Source organism: Chloroflexota bacterium (assembly GCA_014360805.1).
Taxonomy (GTDB): Bacteria; Chloroflexota; Anaerolineae; order DTLA01; family DTLA01; genus DTLA01.
This window is the reverse complement of sequence record JACIWU010000052.1, coordinates 1-22,342: the sequence shown is the minus strand read 5'-3', so window position 1 is coordinate 22,342 and position 22,342 is coordinate 1. Positions and strand designations below refer to the sequence as shown.

Annotated in this window: 23 protein-coding genes and 1 pseudogene; 14 read left to right on the top strand and 10 right to left on the bottom strand. The window is 65.0% G+C overall.

The genetic code is table 11. From position 1 onward, the window contains the following. The 12 genes and pseudogenes from H5T65_09750 to H5T65_09695 all read left to right on the top strand — a co-directional run. The coding region (locus H5T65_09750) for a CBS domain-containing protein (protein ID MBC7259519.1) at nucleotides 1-838 on the top strand (838 nt) is incomplete at its 5' end. Nucleotides 839-902: 64 nt separating this feature from the next. After that, nucleotides 903-2,924 (top strand): DUF255 domain-containing protein, encoded by a 2,022-nt coding sequence (locus tag H5T65_09745; GenBank protein ID MBC7259518.1) that lies wholly within the window; start codon nucleotides 903-905, stop codon nucleotides 2,922-2,924. 39 nt (nucleotides 2,925-2,963) lie between these two features. Continuing rightward, the gene (locus H5T65_09740) at nucleotides 2,964-3,326 is read left to right on the top strand and encodes a hypothetical protein (protein ID MBC7259517.1); all 363 of its coding nucleotides are present in this window, start codon (nucleotides 2,964-2,966) and stop codon (nucleotides 3,324-3,326) included. 22 nt (nucleotides 3,327-3,348) lie between these two features. Further along, a complete protein-coding gene (locus H5T65_09735) occupies nucleotides 3,349-3,882 on the top strand; it encodes a ferritin family protein (protein MBC7259516.1) in 534 nt (177 codons plus the stop codon). Between the two features lie 75 nt (nucleotides 3,883-3,957). Beyond that, on the top strand, nucleotides 3,958-5,697 hold the full coding sequence (locus H5T65_09730) for a 2-oxoacid:acceptor oxidoreductase subunit alpha (GenBank protein ID MBC7259515.1): 1,740 nt from the start codon (nucleotides 3,958-3,960) through the stop codon (nucleotides 5,695-5,697). Continuing rightward, nucleotides 5,698-6,570: a 2-oxoacid:ferredoxin oxidoreductase subunit beta gene (locus H5T65_09725; GenBank protein ID MBC7259514.1), complete on the top strand. Its 873-nt coding sequence runs from the start codon at nucleotides 5,698-5,700 to the stop codon at nucleotides 6,568-6,570. A gap of 12 nt (nucleotides 6,571-6,582) precedes the next feature. After that, nucleotides 6,583-6,804, top strand: a pseudogene (locus H5T65_09720) (glutaredoxin family protein). 701 nt (nucleotides 6,805-7,505) lie between these two features. Then, the gene (locus tag H5T65_09715; GenBank protein MBC7259513.1) at nucleotides 7,506-8,012 is read left to right on the top strand and encodes a ferritin family protein; all 507 of its coding nucleotides are present in this window, start codon (nucleotides 7,506-7,508) and stop codon (nucleotides 8,010-8,012) included. A 7-nt stretch (nucleotides 8,013-8,019) separates the two neighbouring features. Then, entirely contained in the window at nucleotides 8,020-8,529 is a 510-nt protein-coding gene (locus H5T65_09710) for a ferritin family protein (protein MBC7259512.1), read from the top strand. A 15-nt stretch (nucleotides 8,530-8,544) separates the two neighbouring features. Continuing rightward, nucleotides 8,545-9,072 carry a ferritin family protein gene (locus H5T65_09705; GenBank protein MBC7259511.1) on the top strand — a complete coding sequence of 176 codons (528 nt, stop codon included), beginning with the start codon at nucleotides 8,545-8,547 and terminating at the stop codon, nucleotides 9,070-9,072. Nucleotides 9,073-9,116: 44 nt separating this feature from the next. Further along, nucleotides 9,117-9,620 (top strand): rubrerythrin family protein, encoded by a 504-nt coding sequence (locus H5T65_09700; GenBank protein MBC7259510.1) that lies wholly within the window; start codon nucleotides 9,117-9,119, stop codon nucleotides 9,618-9,620. A 20-nt stretch (nucleotides 9,621-9,640) separates the two neighbouring features. Next, nucleotides 9,641-9,805, top strand: coding sequence for a rubredoxin (locus H5T65_09695; GenBank protein MBC7259509.1), 165 nt, complete (start codon nucleotides 9,641-9,643; stop codon nucleotides 9,803-9,805). Between the two features lie 61 nt (nucleotides 9,806-9,866). Here the strand turns inward: H5T65_09695 and H5T65_09690 are convergent, their stop codons facing one another. Continuing rightward, complete coding sequence (locus tag H5T65_09690) at nucleotides 9,867-11,927, bottom strand: acetate--CoA ligase family protein (protein MBC7259508.1); 2,061 nt, start codon at nucleotides 11,925-11,927, stop codon at nucleotides 9,867-9,869. A 259-nt stretch (nucleotides 11,928-12,186) separates the two neighbouring features. Here H5T65_09690 and H5T65_09685 point away from each other — a divergent pair, with 259 nt between their 5' ends. Continuing rightward, nucleotides 12,187-12,435, top strand: a complete 249-nt coding sequence (locus tag H5T65_09685; protein MBC7259507.1) for a DUF433 domain-containing protein — start codon at nucleotides 12,187-12,189, stop codon at nucleotides 12,433-12,435. Further along, on the top strand, nucleotides 12,436-12,792 hold the full coding sequence (locus H5T65_09680; protein MBC7259506.1) for a DUF5615 family PIN-like protein: 357 nt from the start codon (nucleotides 12,436-12,438) through the stop codon (nucleotides 12,790-12,792). It begins immediately after the preceding gene. Between the two features lie 55 nt (nucleotides 12,793-12,847). On the opposite strand, the gene H5T65_09675 is transcribed toward H5T65_09680, so the two are convergent. From H5T65_09675 to secA, 9 genes are all read right to left on the bottom strand, one after another. Further along, nucleotides 12,848-13,696, bottom strand: a complete 849-nt coding sequence (locus H5T65_09675) for an MBL fold metallo-hydrolase (GenBank protein MBC7259505.1) — start codon at nucleotides 13,694-13,696, stop codon at nucleotides 12,848-12,850. 275 nt (nucleotides 13,697-13,971) lie between these two features. Next, the gene (locus tag H5T65_09670; protein MBC7259504.1) at nucleotides 13,972-14,526 is read right to left on the bottom strand and encodes a 2-oxoacid:acceptor oxidoreductase family protein; all 555 of its coding nucleotides are present in this window, start codon (nucleotides 14,524-14,526) and stop codon (nucleotides 13,972-13,974) included. 22 nt (nucleotides 14,527-14,548) lie between these two features. Further along, a complete protein-coding gene (locus tag H5T65_09665) occupies nucleotides 14,549-15,331 on the bottom strand; it encodes a 2-oxoglutarate oxidoreductase (GenBank protein MBC7259503.1) in 783 nt (260 codons plus the stop codon). Nucleotides 15,332-15,348: 17 nt separating this feature from the next. Next, nucleotides 15,349-16,404 (bottom strand): 3-methyl-2-oxobutanoate dehydrogenase subunit VorB, encoded by a 1,056-nt coding sequence (locus tag H5T65_09660; GenBank protein ID MBC7259502.1) that lies wholly within the window; start codon nucleotides 16,402-16,404, stop codon nucleotides 15,349-15,351. An 18-nt stretch (nucleotides 16,405-16,422) separates the two neighbouring features. Next, nucleotides 16,423-16,632, bottom strand: a complete 210-nt coding sequence (locus H5T65_09655) for a 4Fe-4S binding protein (GenBank protein ID MBC7259501.1) — start codon at nucleotides 16,630-16,632, stop codon at nucleotides 16,423-16,425. A 21-nt stretch (nucleotides 16,633-16,653) separates the two neighbouring features. Then, a complete protein-coding gene (locus H5T65_09650) occupies nucleotides 16,654-17,565 on the bottom strand; it encodes a bifunctional enoyl-CoA hydratase/phosphate acetyltransferase (GenBank protein MBC7259500.1) in 912 nt (303 codons plus the stop codon). 47 nt (nucleotides 17,566-17,612) lie between these two features. After that, nucleotides 17,613-18,329, bottom strand: a complete 717-nt coding sequence (locus H5T65_09645) for a hypothetical protein (protein MBC7259499.1) — start codon at nucleotides 18,327-18,329, stop codon at nucleotides 17,613-17,615. Between the two features lie 14 nt (nucleotides 18,330-18,343). Then, nucleotides 18,344-19,246 carry a bifunctional enoyl-CoA hydratase/phosphate acetyltransferase gene (locus tag H5T65_09640; protein MBC7259498.1) on the bottom strand — a complete coding sequence of 301 codons (903 nt, stop codon included), beginning with the start codon at nucleotides 19,244-19,246 and terminating at the stop codon, nucleotides 18,344-18,346. A gap of 40 nt (nucleotides 19,247-19,286) precedes the next feature. Beyond that, on the bottom strand, nucleotides 19,287-22,199 hold the full coding sequence (secA, locus tag H5T65_09635) for a preprotein translocase subunit SecA (GenBank protein MBC7259497.1): 2,913 nt from the start codon (nucleotides 22,197-22,199) through the stop codon (nucleotides 19,287-19,289). Nucleotides 22,200-22,342: the final 143 nt, after the last annotated feature.

The following is a 22,342-nucleotide window of genomic DNA, read 5'->3' as shown; positions in this document are numbered from 1 at the left end:
GTCCATCACCCGCGAAGTCAAACAACCCATCCAGGAGTTGCTCATGTCGGTGGCGGGGCCGCTGTCCAGCATGGTGCTGGCCGGGCTGTTCGCGGTCATCGCGCTGGCCCTGCGGACGCTTGCGGAGCCAATTGCCGCGGGCGCGATGTACCTGGCGCGCATCAACCTGCTGCTGGGGCTGTTCAACTTGCTGCCCGGGTTCCCCCTGGACGGCGGGCGGGTGTTCCGCTCCATCGTGTGGGCCATCACCGGCCAGTACGAGCGTTCCACCCGCATCGCGGCTGGCCTGGGGCAGGCATTCGCGTACCTGTTCATCGTCGCCGGCATCTTCCTGGCGCTGGCCGGCAGGCTCGGCGACGGCATCTGGCTGGCCCTCATCGGCTGGTTCATGGACAACGCCGCGTCCAGCAGTTTCCGGCAGGTGCGCCTGAAGGAGAGCCTTCAGGGATACACGGCAGCAGACCTCATGCGCACGCAATGCGCGGCGGTTCCGCCTGGAGTCTCCCTGGCGACGCTAGTGGACGATCACGTCCTTCCCCTGGGGCAGCGGTGCTTCCTCGTCACGGACGGCGACGCGCTCAAGGGCCTGGTTACCCTGCACGAGATTCGGCGGGTCCCGCGAGACCGTTGGACGGTAACGCCAGTGGAGCAGGCTATGACCGCCGTGGACGCGCTGCACGCCGTGCCGCCCGATGCCGACGCCTACGGCGTGTTGGAGCGCATGGACGAATACGATGTCAATCAGATTCCGGTTGTGCATGAAGGGCGGCTGGTGGGCATCATCGCGCGCGACAGCATCCTGCACTTTATCCGAACGAAGAGCGAACTGGGCATATAGGGAACGCTGCGGCGCGCCGCGCAACGGCCAACCAAGCCGCACCACCCTGCGACTAGGAGACAACATGACAGAGAAGATATACGAACTGGAAAAGGCATGGCAACTCGCCATACGGCGGGAGCAGGACGCCCACGACTTCTACACGCGCATGGCCCACTCGGCCAGCGACGCGGCGGTCAAGGCGTTCTTTGAGTCCCTCGCCGAGGAAGAGATGCGCCACAAAGCCCGCCTGGAAGGCGAGTTCCGTCGCCTGTTCCAGCCCGACCTGGAAGAGGCCCGCGAGCGAACGGGTACTTTCGTCCACGACACCCACCGAGGCCACCAGCCGCCTGGGTTCTCCTGGTGGGAGTGGGAAGACGAGGCGTTTCGCCTGGCCCGCGAACTGGACGTCCCCATCCTTCTGGACATCAGCGCGTCGTGGTGCCACTGGTGCCACGTGATGGATGAACAGACCTACTCGCACCCCGAGGTGGCCGCGCTCATCAATTCGGAGTTCATCCCCATTCGCGTGGACACGGACAAGCGGCCCGACATCAACCGCCGCTACAACATGGGCGGCTGGCCCACCACCGCGTTCCTCACCCCCGACGGCGAAGTCCTCACGGGCGGCACGTACCTGACCGTGCCCCAGTTCCTGGAGGTGGGCCGCAAGGTCAGCGAGTACTACCGCGCCAACAAGGGCAAGATTCGCGAGCGGCTGGAGGAACTCCGCAGCGACGTGGCCGCGTCCACGGTGGCGGGTGTGGCCACCGAAGACCTGACCCTGAAGATCGTGGAGGACGCCGTGTCCGTTCTCCTGCTGGGCTTTGACAGGGAGAACGGTGGCTTCGGCACCGAGCCGAAGTTCCCCATGCCCGAGTCGCTGGAACTGGCGCTGGCCGAGTACGCGCGCAGCGGCGCCGAGCAGTTGCGCACCATCGTGGAGAAGACGCTCCGCGCGATGGCCTCGGGCGGGATGTACGACCCCGTAGAGGGCGGCTTCTTCCGCTACTCCACCACGCGCGACTGGAGCATCCCGCACTACGAGAAAATGGCCGAGGACAACGCCAAACTCCTGGCGCTCTACATCCACGCCTACCAGGTCTTCGGCGACCCGTTCTACCGCAACGTGGCCGCCGATGTGGTGCGCTACATCCTGCGCACCCTGACCGACGAGCGCGGGTTCTTCTACGCCAGCCAGGACGCCGACGAGGAGTACTACAAACTCAACGCCGCCGAGCGCGCAAAGCGCAGACCGCCCTACATAGACAAGACGCCGTACACCGACTACAACGCCATGCTCATCTCGGCGCTCTTGCAGGCGGGCGTGGTGCTGGACGACCGCGCCCCGACCGACGCTGCCCTGCGCGCCGTGGACGTGATCTGGGAGCGCCACTACGACGAGGCCCGCGGCATGGCCCACACGCGGGGCGCCAACGGCGAAGTGTGGGGCCTTCTCGCCGATCACATCTGGATGGCGCAGGCCCTGCTGCACGCCCACGAATTCACCACCGAGCCGCGCTTCCTTGACCGCGCCCTGCGCGTGATGGAGTTTGTGTACGGCCATCTGCAGGATGCCGTCGGCGGATTCTATGACCGTGTGGAGGATCCCAACGCCCTGGGCAAACTGCGCGACCGCGAGAAGCCCCTGCCCGACAACGCCCTGGCCGCCCATGTGGCCCTGCGGCTCCACGCCTTCACGGGCGACGCGAAACATCGCGAGGCGGCCGGCAAGGCCCTCGCCTGGTTCGGCGAGGTGTACAAGGCTTACGGCTACTTCGCCTCTGGGTACGCCATGGCCGTGGCCGCGTACCTGGGCGAGCCGATACAGATCATCATCGTGGGCAGCGCCGACGACGAGCGCACCCGAGAGTTGCGCCGCGCGTCCCTGCGGCTGTACGCGCCCTATCGGGTCATCCAGGTGGTGGATCCGGCGTGGGAGCAGGAACGCCTGGCCCGACTGGGATACCCGGCCGAGCCTGCGCCCCGCGCCTACATCTGCGTGGGGCTGACCTGCGCGCAACCCACCGACCGGCCCGAAGAGATTGAGGGCATCGTGAGGCCGCTGGTGTCGCCCTGGCGCGGGCGCACGCCCAGAGATTCGTGAGCGACGCGCGTTCGCCGCAGACTACACAGGGAGGTTCGCGTGAAACTCCTGCAAATCGGCATCTCGTTGGTGATCATCGCCTTCGTAACCTGGATCGGCGACCGGCAGCGGCATCTGGCCGGCCTGGCCGCCGCCATGCCGCTGACCATCCCGCTCACCATGTGGATCGTGTTCACCAACACCGGCCACGACTATCAGAAGACGGCCGAGTTCGCGGGCGGGGCCATCACCAGCATCCTGGGCACGACGGTCTTTGTGATCGTGTGCTATCTCCTGCTGCGGGCGCGGCTCCATTTTGCCCTGGTGATCGCGGGCGGGTACGCGGCGTGGTTCGTGGTCATCACCCTGCTGCCCCAACTGGCCCAGCAGGCCAGTCGGTGGGCGGTGTGGCTGCACAGATGAACTTCACCTTTCGGAGGACAGCATGAGCGACGAACACACAGCACGGCTGATGGCCATCCTGCGGGACGCCATGGAATTGGAGCGGCGCGGCCATGCCTTCTACCTGGAAGCCGCGGAGGCGACTTCCGCCGCGCGTGGCAAGAGCATGTTCCTGAGCCTGGCCAAGGACGAACTGGATCACCTGGCCTACCTGGACGGCGCGTTCCGCTCGCTGCTGCGGGACGGCACACTGCCGGATCTGCCCGCGCCAGCGCAGGCCGAACCCCAAGCCGCACCCAGCCGCCCGGAGGTCTTCCCCTCGCCCAAGGAGGCCGCCCGCGAAATCAAGGCCAGCGCGGGCGAACGCGACGCCCTGAAACGGGGCATGCAGGCCGAGCAGGACTCCATCGCCCTCTACAGCCAGGCGGCTAGCCAGGCCCAGACCGAGGCAGAGAAGGCCCTCTTCGGCTCCCTCGTCGCCGTGGAACAAGGCCACCTAACGATCCTGCAGGGCGAGTACGACTACATCAACCAGACGGGTTTCTGGATGGGATTCCAGGAGTTCACCCTGGAGTAGGGCCGCAACCCTGGTGCATGGACGCAGGGCTGCCCCTACACACAGGCAACTACCCGACATGGTAGGGGGTAAACGATGAAGAACGACATGACGTTTGTACTCGGAGGAGAGGCGGGCCAGGGCGTGGAGTCCACAGGCGCGGGGTTCGCCCTGGCGCTGGCGCGCGCGGGCCTGCGCGTATTCGCCGTGCCCGACTACCGCTCCAGGATTCGCGGCGGGCACAACTTTTTCCAGATTCGCGCGGGCGACTACGAGTTCTTCTCCCACGACGAGCGGGTGCACCTGGCGCTGGCCCTGACCCGCGAGGCGGTGGACTTCCACGTGCGGCAGTTGGTACCCGGCGGAGCCATCATCTATGACCCCGCGCTCAAGGTGGACAAATCGGGCTGGCCCGACGGGGTGCAGGATTTCGCCATGCCCGTCGCCGACCTGGTGCAGCAGGCAGGCGGCAGCAAGTTGATGATGAACACGGCCATGGTGGGCATCGCCGCCGGCCTGACGGGCCTGGACCTCCGCTTTGTGGAGGGCGTCATTGAGGATAACTTCGGGCGCAAGCGGGGCGAAAGCCTGGCCGAGGCCAACCTGAAGGTAGCTCGTGCGGCCTATGATTACGCCCGCGCCCACTTCGCCGAACGCTTCCCATTCAAACTAGAGCCGGTGGACGCGCCCAAGCGCCTGCTCATCGGCGGGAACCCGGCTATGTCGCTGGGGGCGCTGGCGGCGGGCTGCCAGTTCATGGCGGGCTACCCCATGACCCCCGGCTCGCCCATCCTGGAGATGATCAGCGCCAAGGCCGCCGAGCTCGGCGTGGTAACCAAGCACACCGAGGATGAGATCGCCGCCATCTGCATGGCCATCGGCGCGGGCCGCGCCGGTGCCAGGGCGGCCACCGCCACGTCGGGCGGCGGCTTCTCCCTCATGGTGGAGGCGCTGGGGTTGGCCGGCATGACCGAAGTCCCCGTCGTCATCTTTGAGGTGCAGCGCCCGGGGCCTTCCACCGGCCTGCCCACCCGCACCGAGCAGAGCGACCTGATGTTCGTGCTCCACGCGTCCCAGGGCGAATTCCCCCGCATCGTCCTGGCCCCCGGCACGATAGAAGAAGCCTTCCGCGATGGCTGGCGCGCCTTCAACCTGGCCGAGAAGTACCAGTGCCCGGTCATCGTTCTGTCCGACCACTTCCTGGCCACGTCGCTGCAGACGGTGCCGCCCGAGGCGCTGGACTTTGACAGCGTGGTCATTGACCGCGGCGTCATGCTCACGCCCGAGCAACTGGACGCGCTGGAGGGCGAGTACAAGCGGTTCGTCTTCACCGACAGCGGCATCTCGCCGTGGGCGCCGCCAGGGCACCCGAAGGGCGTGTACCGTTCGGCCAGCGACGAGCACGACGAGTACGGGAGCATAGAGGAAGACGCGACAAACCGCCGCCGCATGATGGAAAAGCGGATGCGCAAGTTGGAAACCGCCCGCGCCGACATGTTGCCGCCCAGGCTGTACGGCCCGGAGCGCGCGGCCATCACCTTCGTGTCCTGGGGTTCGGGCTACTACCCCGTGCGCGAGGCCATGCGCCTGCTGGCCCAGCAAGGCGTCTCCGCTAACTTCCTGCACATCACCGACATCTGGCCCTTCCCGGCCCAGGCGGTGGCCGAAGCCCTGCGCGGGGCCAAGCGCATCGTCGCCGTGGAGAGCAACTACACCGGCCAGATGGCCGGCCTGATACGGCGGGAGACCGGCATCCACATAGAAGAGCGAATCCTGCGTTACGACGGCAGACCCATCTCACCGGAGTACATTCTCCGTGGACTGGAGGGGGCGTAGATGGTTACGGTCAAGGACTACCAGAGCCCGGTAACGCCAACCTGGTGCCCGGGCTGCGGCAACTTCGGAATTCACCAGGCCGTGAAGATGGCGCTCGCCGAACTGGGGCTTGAGCCGCACCAGGTGATGCTGGTGTCGGGCATCGGGCAGAGCAGCAAACTGCCGGACTACACCCACGCCAACGGGTTCATGACGTTGCACGGGCGCGCCATCCCGTGCGCCACCGGCGTCAAACTGGTGCGCCCCGACCTGAAGGTCATCGTCCACAGCGGCGACGGCGACGGCTACGGCGAGGGCATGGGGCACATGGTGCACGCCGCCCGTCGCAACATCGGCATCGTGCACATCGCCCACAACAATCAAATCTACGGCCTGACCAAGGGCCAGTACTCGCCCACCAGCGCCCAGGGCACGCGATCCAGCACCTCGCCCGAGGGGGCCATAGACCGGCCGGTGAATCCGCTCCTCATCGCGCTGGCCGCGGGCGCCACCTTCGTGGCCCGCGCGTTCTCCAAGAACAGCCGCGAACTGGCCGACATCATCAAGGCGGCCGTGCAGCACCGAGGCTATGCCCTCATAGACGTGCTCCAGCCGTGTGTTACCTTCAACCGCGTGAACACCTACGAATGGTACGGCGAGCGCGTGTATCCCGTGAGCCAGGAGCCGGACTACAACCCATCCGACCTGAACTGGGCCATGAGGACGGCGCAGATATGGGGCGACCGCATCCCCGTGGGCATCCTCTACCAGACCGAGGACGTGCCCGCCTACGAGGAGCAAGTCCCGGCGCTGAAGGCCGGGCCGGTGGGCCTGCGGCCGATTCGCCCGATTTCGGCGGACAAGGCGCAGGCGCTCAAGGCCGCGTATCTGTAACGAGGGAGCAGTATGAGCGTCGTCATATACACCACGCCGACCTGAGGGTATTGTTACATGGCGAAAGAGTTTCTTTCGCAACGTGGCGTACCCTTCGTGGAGAAAGACGTGAGCCGCGACCCGACGGCCGCGCAGGAGATGGTGCGGCGGTCGGGGCAGCGCGGCGTGCCCGTCATCGTCGTGGACGATCAGGTCATCGTGGGGTTCAATCGGCCGCTCCTGGAGCAGGCGCTGAGCCGTCTGCGGCTGGAACTGGGCGTAACCGTGGCCGACGCCGCCAAACTTCGGCGGAAGTACGGCCTGTCGGTGGGCGAGGGCGCGCTCGTCGGATCGGTGAAGCCCGGCTCGCTGGCGGCGCAGGCGGGCCTGCAGGCGGGGGACGTCATCGTGGAGATCGCGGGGATGCCCATTCGCACGGCCCAGGACGTAACCGATGCCTTGGCCCGCTTGCAGTCGGCGCGGCAGATAGAACTCGCCTGGGTGCGGGGCACACAGACCCTGCGCGGCGTGGCGCGGCGGTAACGGGGGCACGACGGATTGGGTTCACATGTCTGTGGAGCGCCGAAGCGATCCCGGCGGTCATGCATACCTCACCCCCGGCCTTCGGCCTCCGAGGGGGTGAGGTTCGTGGGCGCATGGCGGCCGCTTCGCTCCCGCAGAGAGATACATAGGACGCGGAGAATAGTCCGAACTCTGCGCCCTCTAGGGATAGATTGTAGAGCAAATTGCCAATTTGCTCTACGGGGGTATACCTCACCCCCGGCCTTCGGCCTCCGGGTGAGGTCAGCCAAGACGCCCCACTTCGCTCGCAATGACGCACGAGGAGAAGATGCAAGTAACTCACCAGCGGAAGGTAAATCCGCGCAGCGGCCCTTGCGATGGTGAACAAGGCGCGCTATACTCCATCCGCAATACTCACTTGAGGAGAGAGAAACATGGAAGACAAGACCATTTTGGAGGCCCTGAAACTGGCGGCGCACAAAGAGCAGGATGCCCGCAAGTTCTACCTGGAGTCGGCGGAGCGTGTGAAAGACGCCTGCGGGCGGGAGATGTTCCTCTCGCTGGCCGACGAGGAGCAGCATCACCTGACCATGGTGCAGCGCCAATACGAATCCCTCGTCGGGGGCGGCGGCTGGGTGGAATTCGCGGAGGCGGCTGCGGTGGCCGAGTTTGAGCCGCTCAAGGCGCGCACGAACCTCAAGCAAGCCGTCGGCGAGACCACATCCGAGATGGACGCCTTGCTCCTGGCAATCCAACTGGAGAACGACAGTTACGACCTGTACGTACAGCAGGCCGAGCGCGTCGCCAGCCCCGCTGGCAAGCAGATGTACCGCTACCTGGCCCAGGCCGAGCGCCGCCACTTTGACATCCTGATGCTGAACTACGAGCACATGATAACGACAGGCGGGTTCTTGGGCCTGGCCGCCAAATCCTGCGATTGAGGGTAACATGACAGAGCCACTGCAACAGGCGCTTCTGGCGCTGAAAATGGCCATGCAGACCGAACGCGATGGCCGCGAGTTCTACCTGAAGGCCGCGGCTGCCACGGCGCACGAAGGCGGTCGGACGCTCTTCACGCGCCTCGCCGACGACGAACTGGCCCATCTGGCCATGCTTCAGGCCAGGGAGCAGGCGCTGCTCCAAGATGGCCGCTGGCTTCCGCTGACCGAAACCCTCTCGGCGTCCATCCCCTCCACGCCCATCTTCGCGAAGCCGCTGGGCGCAAACGAACTGAACGCTTACACGTCGGACCTGTCGGCGCTGCGCATCGCCTACCTGCGCGAGCGCGACGCTGTGGAGTTCTACACGCGCGCAGCCGAGCAAACCGACGACCCAGAGGGCAAGAAGATGTACGTCGCCCTGGCCGAAATGGAGCAGGCGCACCAGGACGCGCTGGAAACCGAATACAAGTTGCTGTCCGACCAATTCAAAGCCACGATGGGATTTGCACCTTTCTAGACAAGGAGGATACACATGAGTCCAATTGACGAGAAGTTGCTAGAGCCGTTGCGCCAGGGCATGATCAACGAGATTCGCGGGCGCGCCTTCTACCTGGAGGCCGCGAAACGCAGCGCCCACCCCGCGGGCGCCAAGATGTTCACGTCCCTGGCCCGCGACGAAGAAGGGCACCTGCAAGTGCTTCAGCAGCAGTACCAGGCCATCACCAAGAAGGGCCAGTGGCTCACCCTGGATGATGCACGTAAAGCCACCGAACCCGCGCCCGAGTTGAACCTGTTCCCCGAAGGCCCTGGGAAGGACTTGCCCGACGACGCCGACGACCTCAAGGCGCTGGAACTGGCCATGGGGTTTGAGAAGCGCGGGTACGAACTGTACAAGCGGGCGGCAGAAACATCCGAGGACCTGACCGCCAAGGCCATGTACGAGTTCCTGGTGCAGGAGGAAAGCCGCCACTACGACCTGCTGCAGAACTCCTATCACTATCTGAAGGACAAAGGGCTGTGGTTCTTCCAGGATGAGGAAAAACCCATCTTTGAGGGCTAGAGCCTGTACTTGCGCTCACAATATGTAGGAAAGGAGAGGATATTATGAAAGACATGACCGAAGGAAACTTGAAAGCCGCTTTTGCGGGCGAGAGCCAGGCCCACATGAAGTACCTCGCCTTCGCCGACCAGGCGGAGAAGGAAGGCTTCGCCAACGTCGCCCGCCTGTTCAAGGCCATCGCCTATGCCGAGCAGGTGCACGCCACCAATCACCTGCGCACGGTCGGCGGGCTAGGTACCACCAAGGACAACCTAGTGGCGGCCATCGGCGGGGAAACCTTTGAGGTCAACGAGATGTATCCCGCCTACCTCGCCGTCGCCAGGGAGCAGGGCGAAAAGCCCGCCGAGCGGAGCATGCACTGGGCGCTGGAGGCCGAGAAGATTCACCAGGTCATGTATGGCGAAGCCAAGGCGTCGGTGGACAAGGGCGTGGACATCCAAATCGGCGAGATTTGGATCTGCAGCGTGTGCGGGTACACGGTGGAAGGTGAACCGCCCGACAAGTGCCCCGTCTGCGGCGCCCGCCGCGATCAGTTCAAGAGTTTCTAGCAGCCAAGGAGACAAACGCGATGGAAAAATGGGAATGCATGGTCTGCGGCTACGTGTACGACCCAGCGGTGGGCGACCCCGACTCGGACATCCCGCCCGGAACGGCCTTTGAGGATTTGCCCGACGACTGGGTTTGCCCCCAGTGCGGCGCAACCAAAGACATGTTTGAGAAGGTCGTAGAGTAGGCGCAAACTCCCCTCGGCGGGCGGTGCGCGCCATCGTCCGCCGAGGGGGAGTCTCCGCGAATCAGCCCCACACCTGCTGCGGCGGGCGGTGCGCTAGGCCCATGGCCGCCGCCACCCATTCCCGCACGGAGTGGAACACGGGGACGCCCTGGGCCTCTATCGCCTGCGACATCCTGGCCGTGAAAGGCCCGCCCGTCGCCCCCACGAGAATCGGCTTCTTCGCCTTGCGGTTCAACTCCCCCAGCGCGTCGGCGATGTCCTCGCCCACGGGCGTGTCCTGGAACACGAACCAGGGCATCACGACATCCACATTCGGATCGTCCAGCAGCGCCTGGATGCCCACCGCGTAGTCCGTGGTGGTGGCCGAGCCGGTAACATCCACCGGATTCTGCGCCAGGTAGAACGGCGGATACGCCGCCCGCAGCGCCGCGACCGTCTCCGGGGCCAGGTCGGGCAGCGCCAGGCCGTACTCGGGCAGCAGGTCAATCCCCTGTACCATCGTCCCCGCGCCGTTGCTGATCATGGCGACGCGGTTGCCCCCGGCCCTGGGCTGCATGGCCAGCGCCTTGGACACCGCGAACAGTTCCTCGTAACTGTCCACGGCGATGACGCCGGCCTGCCTGAACGCGCCCTGCCAGACGGCGTAGGTGCCGCCGAAGAACCCCGTGTGCGAGATGGACGCGCGGGCCGAGCGCAGCGTGCGCCCGGGCTTGAATACCACCACCGGCTTCGCCTGCGCCACGCGGCTGGCCGTGGCCAGGAACTTGCGCCCGCGCTTCAGCCCCTCAATGTAGCACGCCACAACCCGCGTGTGCGGGTCGTCGGCCAGATACGCCAGCAGGTCGGCCTCGTCCACGTCAATGCGGTTGCCGTAGGAGACGAACTTGCTCGCGCCGACGTTGTGCAAATCCTCCATGAGGGCCGCGCCCACCGTGCCCGACTGCGTCAGGATGGACACCGGCCCCAGCGGCGGCCGCACCATCCGCTCGTGCACCTGGAAGAACGTGTCCAGGCGCGTCTCGCCGTCAAAGACCCCAATGCAGTTGCAGCCGACGATGCGCACGCGGCACTCGCGGGCCAGGCGGGCGATCTCGGCTTCCAGCGCCTCGCTGTCGCCGCCCAGTTCCTTGCCGCCGCCGGAGATGATGACCATGGCGTGGACGCCCTTCGCCGCGCACTCGCGCAGCAGGTCTGGCACCATGCCCAGCGCCACGGTAACCACCACCAGATCCACCGGCTCCGGAATGGCCGACAGGCTGGGATACGCCTTGAGTCCCATGAGTTCGTCGCGGGTCGGGTTCACGGGGAAGACCTTGCCTCGGTAGTCGTGCCGCGCCAGGCTGTCTAGCACGGCGTTGCCCACCTTGCCGGGCGTGGCCGACGCGCCGATGAGCGCCACCGACTTCGCCTTGAAGAACATGTCCAGGTAGGACGTGTCGGGCGGCTCCGCTGCCAGGGGTTGCCCGCCGTCGCGCAGGAGGATTTTGGCGTCCAGCACGCGGTGCTCATCACCCCACACGACAATGGGGTTGAAGTCCACCGAGTCCAGGCGCTCGGCCAGGTCCATCCCCATCCGCGCCGCGTTCATCAGCAGATCCACCAGCATCGCCCTGGACACGGGCGGCTGGCCGCGGTAGCCGTCCAGGATGGCCCTGCCGCGGATTTCGCCGATCATCTCCTCGGCGTCGGCCCGCGTGATGGGCAACACGCGGAAACTCACGTCCTGGAAGATCTCCGTGAACACCCCGCCCAGGCCGAACAGGATGGTGGGGCCGAACTGCGCATCGTTGTTCAGGCCGATGATGACCTCCACGCCCCCGCGAACCATCTCCTCCACGGTAACGCCGTCTATGCGGGCGGCGGGCGCTTTGGCGCGGACGCTGTCCAGAATGCGCGCAAACGCGGCGCGCACCTCCGCCTCGGAGTTCAGGTTCAGGGCCACGCCGCCCACGTCGGTCTTGTGGAGGATGTCGGGCGAGGCGATCTTCATCACCACCGGGAAGCCGATGGCGGCGGCCTTGGCGGCGGCCTCATCGGCGGTGGTAGCCAATTCGCTGCGGGGCGCGAGAAAGCCGTACTGTCGGTACACGGATGGCCCTCCTTGTCGGTGATGGCAAGGCATTTCGGGGAGCACAAGCCCCGCGCGAATTATAGCACGGCGCAGGCAGGACTCCAAGCGTGGGGTGCACGGGATTCGGCTCCGTCTTGTGTTGGCGCAAAGGTGCGACGCGCCTTCGGAAGTGCGTCGCACCCATGCCTGTGGCGCGACCAACTTTGGAACCCAGCCCCGCCTGGCGGGTGGGGGCACGAAACGCTTGACTTCCCGCGCCAGGGCAGTATAATAGGTATATAAGGACTATCCCGCGCATGGAGACGAAAGGATGACGGAAAAGCAACTGCTTGAGCGTATTGCGCTCAATCCCAAAGTTATGGTTGGCAAGCCAGTCATCAGGGGAACCCGTCTGACCGTGGAGTATATACTGAATTTGCTGGCGCATGGCGCCACCGTTACAGAAATCCTTGAAGAGTACCAAGGACTGACGCCCGAAGACATTCAAGCGTGCTTGCTGTTTGCCACGAAGTGCCTGGCAAACACCTCATTTATGCCGTTGGAAGTGGAGCCAATGTAGATGCGTTTCCTCGTGGACGAGTGCACGGGGCCAGCGGTAGCACGCTGGTTGCGCGCACAGAAGCATGAAGTTTTCTCGGTGTACGAAGAAGCGCGCGGCATGGACGACGACGAAGTCATTGCGAAAGCGTTTGCCGAGGATCGGATTTTGATTACAAATGATAAAGACTTTGGAGAGAAGATTCACCGAGAGCGACGTCCACACAAGGGTGTTGTGCTTCTACGCCTTGAAGACGAACGAGCGGCGAACAAGATCGCTGCTCTCCGACGATTGCTTGAAAGTTATGCAGAGCAGTTAGCAAACCAATTTGTAGTGGTGACGGAAAAGCAGGTCCGTTTTGCGCGGGCAGCCGAGTGAGCGTCTGGCTAACAATCAGGCCGAGCCTCTGTCACCCTACCCGCGCCCCCGCCCCCTACGCCTCCACCACGCGCAGCGCGCCCGCGTCCTCCTGTAGCCTCCCCCACGGCACGCGAGGGTCGTGCTCAAAGATGAGGAGCGCGTTGGACCTGAGCGCCCACTGCCGCACCGAACGCTTCACGTCCACCGTCTGCAGCGGCTGCACGTCAAAGGCCGTCGTCCACGCCAGGCGCTCCAGATGCACCGCCCAGGGCGCCATGTCGCTCAGGAAGATCGCCGCCTCGCCCGCCGACTCAATGGCCACCGACTGATGGCCGAACGTGTGGCCGGGCGTGGGCAGGCAGCGAATCCCCTCCACGATGTGCTCCTCGCCGCGGATGAGGCGTAACTGGCGGCGCTCCTCCAGCGGCAGCAGGTTCTCGGCCAGGTACACGGCGCGGGTGCGCTCGTTCGGGTGGGTTGCGTCGTGCCACTCCTGCTCCTGGACCACGTAGGTGGCCTTGGGGAACGTGGGGACGAGTTTCCCGTCCTTGTACATCGTATTGCCGCCGCAGTGGTCGGGGTGCAGGTGCGTGTTGATGACGATGTGGATATCTTCGGGGCCGAACCCCAACTCGGCCAGGTTCGCCAGCAGGCGGCTCTCGGGAATCCGATAGATTTCGCGCTCCTTGGGCGACATCTTGGGGCCAAACCCCGTGTTGACCAGGATCACCTCGTCGCAGGTTTCAATCAGCAGGCAATTGAGTTCCATGGGGACGCGATTCTGGGCGTCGCATTCGGCCACGCGCTGCCAGATGGCCTTGGGCACCACGCCGAAGATCGCCCCGCCGTCCATCCAGCAGATGCCGTCCGACACCAGATGAAGCACCACATTGCCGAGCCTACGTGTGCGTTCCTGAGACATGTCGCGCTCCTGTATCCATCTGCAAGGTACGCCAGACGCCGCCCGACGCTAAAGCATCGGCCTCAACGTACAAAGCCCTGCGGGCTGGCGCTGCTACACCCGCAGCGCGGGGGGATTAGCCTCGCGCGGCCACACCCTCATCCGCGAATAACACGAATACTCTACTCACATTCGCGTCCATTCGCGGTTGCATCCCCTGCGCCAGCCCTCCCCCTCTTCCCTGCCTGCGGGGAAGAGGGGGACACAGGGAGTGATGGGGTAAGCCCTCGCGCGGGCTAGCGCGCCCCGACCGTCTCCGCCACGTACTGCATCCCCCGTTCCAGCGCCCGCTTGTTCGGCTCTATGATATGCTTGCGGTGTGCGGGAATCTCCTCCTCCATGGCCCGCTTGACCGACTCGGGCGAGACGATGGGCTTGGTCGCCAGGAGCGCGCCCAGCAGCACCACGTTGGCCATGCGCACATTGCCCAGTTCGTAGGCCAGTTCGTTCGCGGGCACGCCCACCACCGTGATGTCGGTCCTCTGCGCGGGCCGCCGCACAAGGGACGTGTTGACGATCAGAATGCCGCCCGGCGCCACCAGCGGCTCGTATTTGTCCATGGACGCGGGATTCAGCACAATGGCAATCGTCGGGTTGCGCACGATGGGCGATCCGATAGGCTCGTCCGACAGGATCACGGTACAGTGGGCGGTGCCACCGCGCATCTCTGGCCCGTAGGACGGAATCCAACTGACCTGCCGCCCCTCAAACAGGCCCGCGTAGGTGAGGAGTTGCCCGGCGAACAGCGCGCCCTGGCCGCCGAATCCGGATATGATCACTTCTTCGTGCATGGGATTCTCCTCTCGCTCTCGCCTATTTCTTCGCCATGAGTTCTTTGACGCTGTCCTTCACCTTGTAGTCGCCCAGCGGATAATAGGCCAGCATGTTCTCCTGGAGCCACTTGAGCGACTCCAGCGGCGTCATCCCCCAGTTCGTCGGGCAGTTGGACACCACCTCCACCAGCGAGTAGCCCAGCCCAGCCATCTGCACCTGGAACGCCGTCTTGATGGCGGCCTTCAGTTTGCGGATTTCGCTGGGGTTGTAGGCCGACCGCCGCACGATGTACGCCGCGCCCTCCAGCGTGGACACCAGTTCGCACACGCGCACCGGGAAGCCGGCGAGTTTCGTGTCGCGGCCCCGCGGCGTGGAAGTCGTTACCTGGCCCGGCAGCGTGGTGGGGGCCATCTGCCCACCGGTCATGCCGTAGATGGCGTTGTTGATGAAGATCGTCGTGATGTTCTCGCCCCGCGTGGCGGCGTGGATCAACTCGTTGGTGCCGATGGCCGCCAGGTCGCCGTCGCCCTGGTAGGTGAACACCACGAGTTCGGGATGCACGCGCTTCATCCCCGTCGCCATGGCCGGCGCGCGCCCGTGGGCCGCCTCCGCAAAGTCCGTCGCGATGTAGTTGTACGCCAGCACCGAGCACCCCACCGGCGCGATGCCCACCGTGATCTCCTGAATGCCCAGTTCGTCAATGACTTCGGCGATGACGCGGTGAACCACGCCGTGCAAGCATCCAGGGCAGTAGTGGGTTACCACGTCGCACAGGGCCTTGGGCCGCTGGAATACGATTTTCTCTTCCTTCACTTCAGCCATGTTCACCATCTCCTTCCTTAGGCCTCGGCCATGACTTTGTTCATTGCATCCACGATGTCCTCGGGCATGGGAACAACGCCGCCCATCTTGCCGAAGAAGTGGATGGGACGCCGATCCATCACGGCCAGCCGCACGTCCTCCAGCATCTGGCCGGCGCTCAACTCCACCACCAGCACGCGCTGCGCCCTATCCGCCGCCTTCCTGAGCGCGTCATACGGGTATGGGTTCACGGTGATGGGGCGGAAAAGGCCGACTTTGAGTCCTTGCGGCCGCGCCTTGGAGATCGCCGTCTTGACGATGCGCGCCGCCGTCCCATAGGCCACCACCAGCAGGTCGGCGTCGTCGGTCATGTACTCCTCGTGCCGCTGCTCGTTCTCGCGGATGCGCCTGTAAATCTCCTGCAGGCGCAGGTTGACCTTCTCCAGCGTCGGCGGATCCAGTTGCAGCGAGGTGATGATGTTGCGGGGCCTGCCCTTGGCGCCGGTAAGCGCCCAGGGGCGTTCGGGCCTCTGCGGCGGCTTCAGTTCGGGCAGTTCCACCGGCTCCATCATCTGGCCGATCATGCCGTCGGCAATGACGTACACGGGCTGCCGATACTTGTCGGCCAGGTCAAAGGCCAGGATGACCAGGTTCACCGTCTCCTGCACGGTGGACGGGGCCAGGACGATGGGGCTGTAGTCGCCGTGCCCGCCGCCCTTGGTCATCTGCAAGTAGTCGGCCTGCGACGGCTGGATATTCCCCAGGCCTGGCCCGCCGCGCATCACGTTCACCACGACGGCGGGAACCTCCGAGCAGGCGATGTAGGACAAGCCCTCCTGCATGAGGCTGAAGCCGGGGCTGGACGTCGTAGTCATGGCGCGCGCGCCCGTGCAGGCCGCGCCATAGAGCATGTTCACCGCAGCCAGTTCGCTCTCGGCCTGGACAAAGGCGCGGCCCAGTTCCGGCATCCGCGCCGACATGTACTCCAGAACCTCCGTCTGCGGGGTGATCGGGTAGCCGAAATACGCTTCGCAACCGGCGCGGATGGCGGCTTCGGCGATGGCCTCATTGCCTTTCATCAGCACTTTCGCCATGATGACCTCCTTTGTCGTCTAGCGGTACACGGTAATGGCTACGTCGGGGCACATGTTAGCGCAGAAGGCGCAGCCAATGCACTTCTTCTCGGGATCCACGAACTTGGACGGGCGATACCCCTTGGAGTTGAACTCGTTGGACATCTGGACGAGGTCGCCTTTCGGGCATACCTGGGTGCACAGACCGCACCCCTTGCATCGTTCCACATCAATCACGATTCGCGGCATTTTTCACCTCCAACCTCTACGTTACTTGGGCGGCATGGCGAGATACACGCCCAGGGCGATGGACATGAGTTTCGTCTCGGGCGGGTCGGCGCGAGACGGCATGATGAGCGGGCTCCGGCTGCCCACGACAACGCCCGCCATCTTGCCCTTGGCGAAGTACGTGATGGCCTTGGCCAGAATGTTCCCCGCATCCACGTCGGGGACGATGAGGATGTCGGCGTGGCCGGCCACTTCGCTCTGGATGCCCTTGACCCGCGCCGCATGGGGCGAGATGGCGTTGTCCAGCGCCAGCGGGCCGTCCACGACGCCCCCCTTGATCTGCCCGCGCTGCGCCATCTTGGACAGGTTGCTGGCATCCATGCTCACGGGAATCTTGGGGTTCACCATCTCGGTGGCAGCCAGAATGGCGACCTTGGGCGTCTCTATGCCCAGGGCGCGCGCCACGTCAATGGCGTTCTGGACGATGGACACCTTCTCCTCCAGCGTGGGCGACACGACCACGCCGATGTCGCTGATCAGAATCAGGCGGTCCGCGCCGGGGATCTCAAAAATGCTCACATCGGTGAACAGTTTGCCGGTGCGGAGTTGCATCTCCGGCTCCAGCGCCACGCGCACCAGGTGGCCGGGCAGCGCGCGCCCGTTCATCGCCATATCCGCCAGGCCATCCTTGATGGCGGAGACCGCCGCGCGCACCGACTCTTTATGGTTGGGCACATGCACCACCGTCAGCCCGCCGATATCCACGCCCGCGCTCTCGGCCGCCTGGCGGATGGCGGCCTCATCGCCGAACAGAACCGCCGTGGCTAGGCCCAGGTCGCGGGCCTTGGCCACCGCCGCCAGCGTGTTGGCCTCGTCGGCGGCGGCGACGGCCACGCGGGCAGGGCCGCGCTGAATTGCGGCCTCCAGTAACTGCGCAAAGTTGCGAATCTGCATCGCTCCCTCCATCGTTCGCTTGTCTGCATCACCGTAAAGGCGGACGGCTAGGCCGTCCAACGCAGGTCAAAGAACCGCCGAATCTCCAGAATCGGCACGTCGGCAACCTCGCGGCGCACAGACTCCGCGAGGCGCTCCTCCACTCCCAGCATGGCCACGGGCAGCCCCAGGGCATCGGACGCGGCCACCACCTGCCGATGCCCCGCCAGCACCAGTTCGGGCTGCGTCTCGTCCATCATGTTGGGATTGCTCACCAGCGCCGACACGCGCAACCGCGAAGTGCGCTCCACCTCGCGGATGGCCGTCCGGATGCCCTCCGTCGTATCCGTGAACGGCCGATACGGATTGACCACGAAGTACACAACATGCTCCTGCTTCTGGATGTACGGGCTGTACTGGCCCAGCGCCCGCGCACCCTGGGGGTCGCCGCCCACGTCTAGCACCACCAGAACCCCACGCCGCTCAATGGCGCCCAGAATCTCCGGCGATATGGCCGGCAGGTCCAGGTACTGTCCCACCTGGGCAGGGGCTACCACATAGACCCCCATGGGGCGCAGTGTGTCGGTCAACTCGCGCGTGCGGAAGTAGGGGGTTACGATGTCCAGGTCCACCAGTGTGGGGTGCGAATTGAACGAAGGCGGCTTCTGCGCCCACCCTGTCGCCGACGGATAGCGCCCGCGGGCGAGTTGCACGGCGAAATTGACGGCGCACTCGGTCTTGCCGCTGCCGAATCGGCCGGCGAAAATGAACAGGCGCGGAAGCATTCCGACCCCTCCGTTCACTCGGCCAGCAACACGCCCAGCGCCATGGAAACAAGTTTCGTCTCGTGGGTGTCGGAGCGAGAGGCGACGATCATGGGGCTTCGCGCGCCCACGACAACCCCCGCCATCTTCCCGTTGGCGAAGTAGGTGATGGCTTTGGCGAGCACGTTGCCCGCCTCAATGTCGGGGGGGATGAGGATGTCGGCATAGCCTGCCACCTGGCTCTGGATGCCCTTCACGGCGACGGATTCGGGCGAGATGGCGTTGTCCAGGGCCAGCGGCCCGTCCACCAGGCCGCCGGTAATCTGCCCGCGGTCGGCCATCTTGGCCAGGTTGGCGGCGTCCAGGGTGGCCGGAATCTTGGGGTTCACCATCTCCGTGGCGGCCAGAATGGCGACTTTGGGCTGTTCCACCCCCAGCGCGCGCGCCACCTGGATGGCGTTGCGCACGATCTCCACCTTCTGCTCCATGTCGGGCGCGACCACCACGCCGGCGTCGCTGACAAAGATGAGCCTGTCTATGCCGGGGATTTCAAACGCGCCGACATGGGTGAGCAGGTTGCCGCGACGCAGGCCGTACTCCTTGTTGAGCGCGGCGCGGAGAAAGTCGCCCGTCTCCACCTTGCCCTTCATGGCGATCTGGGCGTGGCCCTGGCTCACCAGTTCCATGACCTTGTTGGCGCACGTCTTCGGGTCCGACTCGTGGATGATCATCATGCGCGTGAGGTCAATGCCCTCTTCGGCGGCAAGGCGCTCAATGGTCGGGCGGTCGCCGACGAGGATGCATTCGGCCAGGCCGAGACGCTCGGCGTCGGCGGCGGCCAGCAGCACCTCGCGCTCATGGGCCGCGGCGATGGCAACCACCTTGGGGCCTCGCTTGCGGGCCTCCTCCATCAACTGTGCAAAGTTCCGAATCTGCATACCCATCCTCCATTGGATTGAGTTTGCCGCAGCGCCTTTGCTAGCGGCGTTTCTTCCCAGGATTCGGTCGTGCGCCTTTGGACGGGCGCGCCGTACCTGCCGCAACGCCGGCGGGTTCCGGCTCACCCTGCATTTCGGGCCTCCCGTGGCAGTGCTTGTACTTCTTGCCGCTCCCGCACGGGCAGGGGTCGTTGCGCCCCACCTTCTGTCCCACGGGCTTGGCGGGCTGGGGGCGGGCCGGACCGGCAGCCGCCGGTACACCCGGGCGCACCGCCTGCATCGGCCTGCGCGGCGGCTCCTTCACCACGTTCACCCGGAAAATTGTCGTGGCCACGTCGTGGCGAACGGCGTCCATCAGGTCGGCGTACATCAGGCTGGCCTCTTTCTTGTACGCCACCAGCGGGTTCTCCTGGGCGAAGGCGCGCAGGCCAATCCCCTCGCGCAGGTTCTCCAGGTCGGTGAGGTGGCGCACCCAGAGCCGATCCACGGTCTGCAACAGGACGAACCGCTCGGCCTGGCGCATCAGTTCGGGGCCCAGTTCGCGCTCCTTCTCATCGTAGGCACGCTCGGCCAGTTCGTACAGGTGCTCGCGAATCTCGTCGGGCTTCAATTGGGCCCAGGACTTGCCGGTGAGGGTGGCGGGCAGCGGCAGGAACGCCCGCACAGCCGCATTCAGCCCGTCCAGATCCCAGTCCTCTCGGTAGCGGCCCGCCGTGTAACTCTCCACCAGGCCGTCAATCTCCTCGCGCAACATGCGCATAATCTGCGGGCGCAGGTTGGCCTGGCGCAGAATCTGGCGGCGCTGGCGGTAGATGACCTCGCGCTGATGGTTCACGACATCGTCGTACTCCAGGACGTGCTTGCGGATGTCAAAGTTGTAGCCTTCCACACGCGTCTGGGCGCTCTCTATCGCCTTGCTCACAACGCCGGCCTCAATGGGGACGTCTTCCTCCACCCCCAGGCGCTCCATGATGTTGGAGATGCTCTCGCCCCCGAAGCGGCGCATCAGGTCGTCTTCCAGCGACAGGTAGAACCGCGAGGAGCCTGGGTCGCCCTGGCGGCCGGCGCGGCCCCGCAACTGATTGTCAATGCGCCGCGCCTCGTGGCGCTCGGTGCCCAGGATGTGCAGCCCGCCCAGGGCAAGGACCTTCTCGCGGTCCCGGTCGCATTGCGCCTTGACTTCGGCCAGCGTCTTCTGCCAGAGTTCGGGGTCAATCTGCGTCAGGTCGTGGCCGGCCTCGCGCAGTTTCTTCTTGGCCAGCCCCTCCGGGTTGCCGCCGAGGAGAATGTCCACGCCGCGCCCGGCCATGTTCGTGGCGATGGTAACCGCTCCGGGGCGCCCCGCCTGGGTGATGATCTCGGCCTCGCGCTCGTGCTGCTTGGCGTTCAGCACCTGATGGGGAATGCCCTTGCGCTTGAGCAGGTTGGACAGGTGCTCCGACTTCTCAATGGACGTTGTGCCCACCAGCACCGGCCGCCCCATGTTGTACAGTTCCTCAATTTCCTGTACCACGGCCCGATACTTGGCCCGCTCGTTCTTGAACACCAGGTCCGGGTGGTCCACGCGGATCATCGGCTTGTTGGTGGGGATCACCACTACGTCCAGGCCGTAGATTTTGTTGAACTCCTCGGCCTCGGTGGCGGCGGTACCCGTCATGCCGGCCAGTTTGCGATACAGGCGGAAGAAGTTTTGGAACGTGATGGTGGCGAGGGTCAGGGTCTCCTTTTGGATTTGGACCCCTTCCTTGGCCTCAATGGCCTGGTGCAGGCCCTCGGAATAGCGCCGCCCGTACATCAGCCGCCCCGTGAACTCATCCACGATGATGACTTCGCCGTTCTTCACGATGTAGTCGCGGTCGCGCTGGTACAGGACATGGGCGCGCAGGGCGTTGTCCAGGTACGGCGTCAGGTGCGAGTTCTCGGGCGCGTACAGATTGTCAATCCCCAGCATCTGCTCCACGTGGGCGATGCCTTCTTCCGTCAGCGTTACGATGCGCAGTTTCTCGTCCACGGTGTAGTCCACGTCGCGCTGGAGACGGGGGACGAGGCGGTTGAAGGTAACGTAATGCTTGGACGATTCCTCGGACTGGCCCGAAATGATGAGCGGGGTGCGCGCCTCGTCAATCAGGATGTTGTCCACCTCGTCCACGATGGCGTAGTGCAACTCGCGCTGGACGCACTGCGACAAATCCCACACCATGTTGTCGCGCAGGTAGTCAAACCCGAACTCGTTGTTGGTGCCGTAAGTAATGTCGGCGGCATACGCCTCGCGGCGGGCGCAGGGGCGCAGGTGCTGATACCGATCGTCGGATGCCACGTAGTCGGGATCGTACAGGAACGCGGATTCGTGTTGAATCACGCCGACGGACAGGCCCAGCAGGTGGTAGATGGGCCCCATCCACTGGGTGTCGCGCTTGGCCAGGTAGTCGTTGACGGTTACCAGGTGCGCGCCGTGCCCGGCCAGGGCGTTGAGGTACACGGGCAGCGTGGCGACCAGCGTCTTGCCTTCGCCGGTCTTCATCTCGGCGACCTTACCCTCGTGGAGGACGACGCCGCCGATGAGTTGCACGTCAAAGTGGCGCATGCCCGTGGTGCGCTTGGAGGCTTCGCGGACGGCTGCGAAGGCATACGGCAAGAACTCGGCCAGCAGCCGCTCTTCCTCGGCCTGGAGTTCCTTGCCAATGGATTCCACGCGCAGTCGTGCCTGCTCGGCCTCGGCGGCGTCCGTTTCGGCCTCAAAGGCTTCCTGGGCTTCCCGATGGCGATCGCGTAAGTCCGCCGTCTCTTCCTCAATGCGCCGCCGAAACTCCGCCGTCAGAGCGCGCAGTTCCGCGTCCGATTTGGCCTCAAACTCCGGTTCCAGCGCGTTGATCCGTTCCACGATGGGCCGGATGCGCTTCAGTTCCTTTTCGTTCGGATCGCCAAGGATCCGGTTGACGACGCCTTTTAGCATGACTCTCCGATTGTGAATCCCCGGGATAACTACCGTTACATTATACCACAGGTGCAAGGCGGGGGCGAAAGTTGGTGTCCCGGCTGCGAGGCGCCTGCCCTACGCTACGCTCGCTACCCACGAATAACGCGAACAGAAGGTGC

Coding starts and splice junctions, on each gene's coding strand:
- H5T65_09745 (MBC7259518.1), top strand. CDS start 903: ATGACAGAGAAGATATACGAACTGGAAAAGGCATGGCAACTCGCCATA.
- H5T65_09735 (MBC7259516.1), top strand. CDS start 3,349: ATGAGCGACGAACACACAGCACGGCTGATGGCCATCCTGCGGGACGCC.
- H5T65_09730 (MBC7259515.1), top strand. CDS start 3,958: ATGAAGAACGACATGACGTTTGTACTCGGAGGAGAGGCGGGCCAGGGC.
- H5T65_09725 (MBC7259514.1), top strand. CDS start 5,698: ATGGTTACGGTCAAGGACTACCAGAGCCCGGTAACGCCAACCTGGTGC.
- H5T65_09715 (MBC7259513.1), top strand. CDS start 7,506: ATGGAAGACAAGACCATTTTGGAGGCCCTGAAACTGGCGGCGCACAAA.
- H5T65_09710 (MBC7259512.1), top strand. CDS start 8,020: ATGACAGAGCCACTGCAACAGGCGCTTCTGGCGCTGAAAATGGCCATG.
- H5T65_09705 (MBC7259511.1), top strand. CDS start 8,545: ATGAGTCCAATTGACGAGAAGTTGCTAGAGCCGTTGCGCCAGGGCATG.
- H5T65_09700 (MBC7259510.1), top strand. CDS start 9,117: ATGAAAGACATGACCGAAGGAAACTTGAAAGCCGCTTTTGCGGGCGAG.
- H5T65_09695 (MBC7259509.1), top strand. CDS start 9,641: ATGGAAAAATGGGAATGCATGGTCTGCGGCTACGTGTACGACCCAGCG.
- H5T65_09690 (MBC7259508.1), bottom strand. CDS start 11,927: ATGCCTTGCCATCACCGACAAGGAGGGCCATCCGTGTACCGACAGTAC.
- H5T65_09685 (MBC7259507.1), top strand. CDS start 12,187: ATGACGGAAAAGCAACTGCTTGAGCGTATTGCGCTCAATCCCAAAGTT.
- H5T65_09680 (MBC7259506.1), top strand. CDS start 12,436: ATGCGTTTCCTCGTGGACGAGTGCACGGGGCCAGCGGTAGCACGCTGG.
- H5T65_09675 (MBC7259505.1), bottom strand. CDS start 13,696: ATGTCTCAGGAACGCACACGTAGGCTCGGCAATGTGGTGCTTCATCTG.
- H5T65_09670 (MBC7259504.1), bottom strand. CDS start 14,526: ATGCACGAAGAAGTGATCATATCCGGATTCGGCGGCCAGGGCGCGCTG.
- H5T65_09665 (MBC7259503.1), bottom strand. CDS start 15,331: ATGGCTGAAGTGAAGGAAGAGAAAATCGTATTCCAGCGGCCCAAGGCC.
- H5T65_09660 (MBC7259502.1), bottom strand. CDS start 16,404: ATGGCGAAAGTGCTGATGAAAGGCAATGAGGCCATCGCCGAAGCCGCC.
- H5T65_09655 (MBC7259501.1), bottom strand. CDS start 16,632: ATGCCGCGAATCGTGATTGATGTGGAACGATGCAAGGGGTGCGGTCTG.
- H5T65_09650 (MBC7259500.1), bottom strand. CDS start 17,565: ATGCAGATTCGCAACTTTGCGCAGTTACTGGAGGCCGCAATTCAGCGC.
- H5T65_09645 (MBC7259499.1), bottom strand. CDS start 18,329: ATGCTTCCGCGCCTGTTCATTTTCGCCGGCCGATTCGGCAGCGGCAAG.
- H5T65_09640 (MBC7259498.1), bottom strand. CDS start 19,246: ATGCAGATTCGGAACTTTGCACAGTTGATGGAGGAGGCCCGCAAGCGA.
- secA (MBC7259497.1), bottom strand. CDS start 22,199: ATGCTAAAAGGCGTCGTCAACCGGATCCTTGGCGATCCGAACGAAAAG.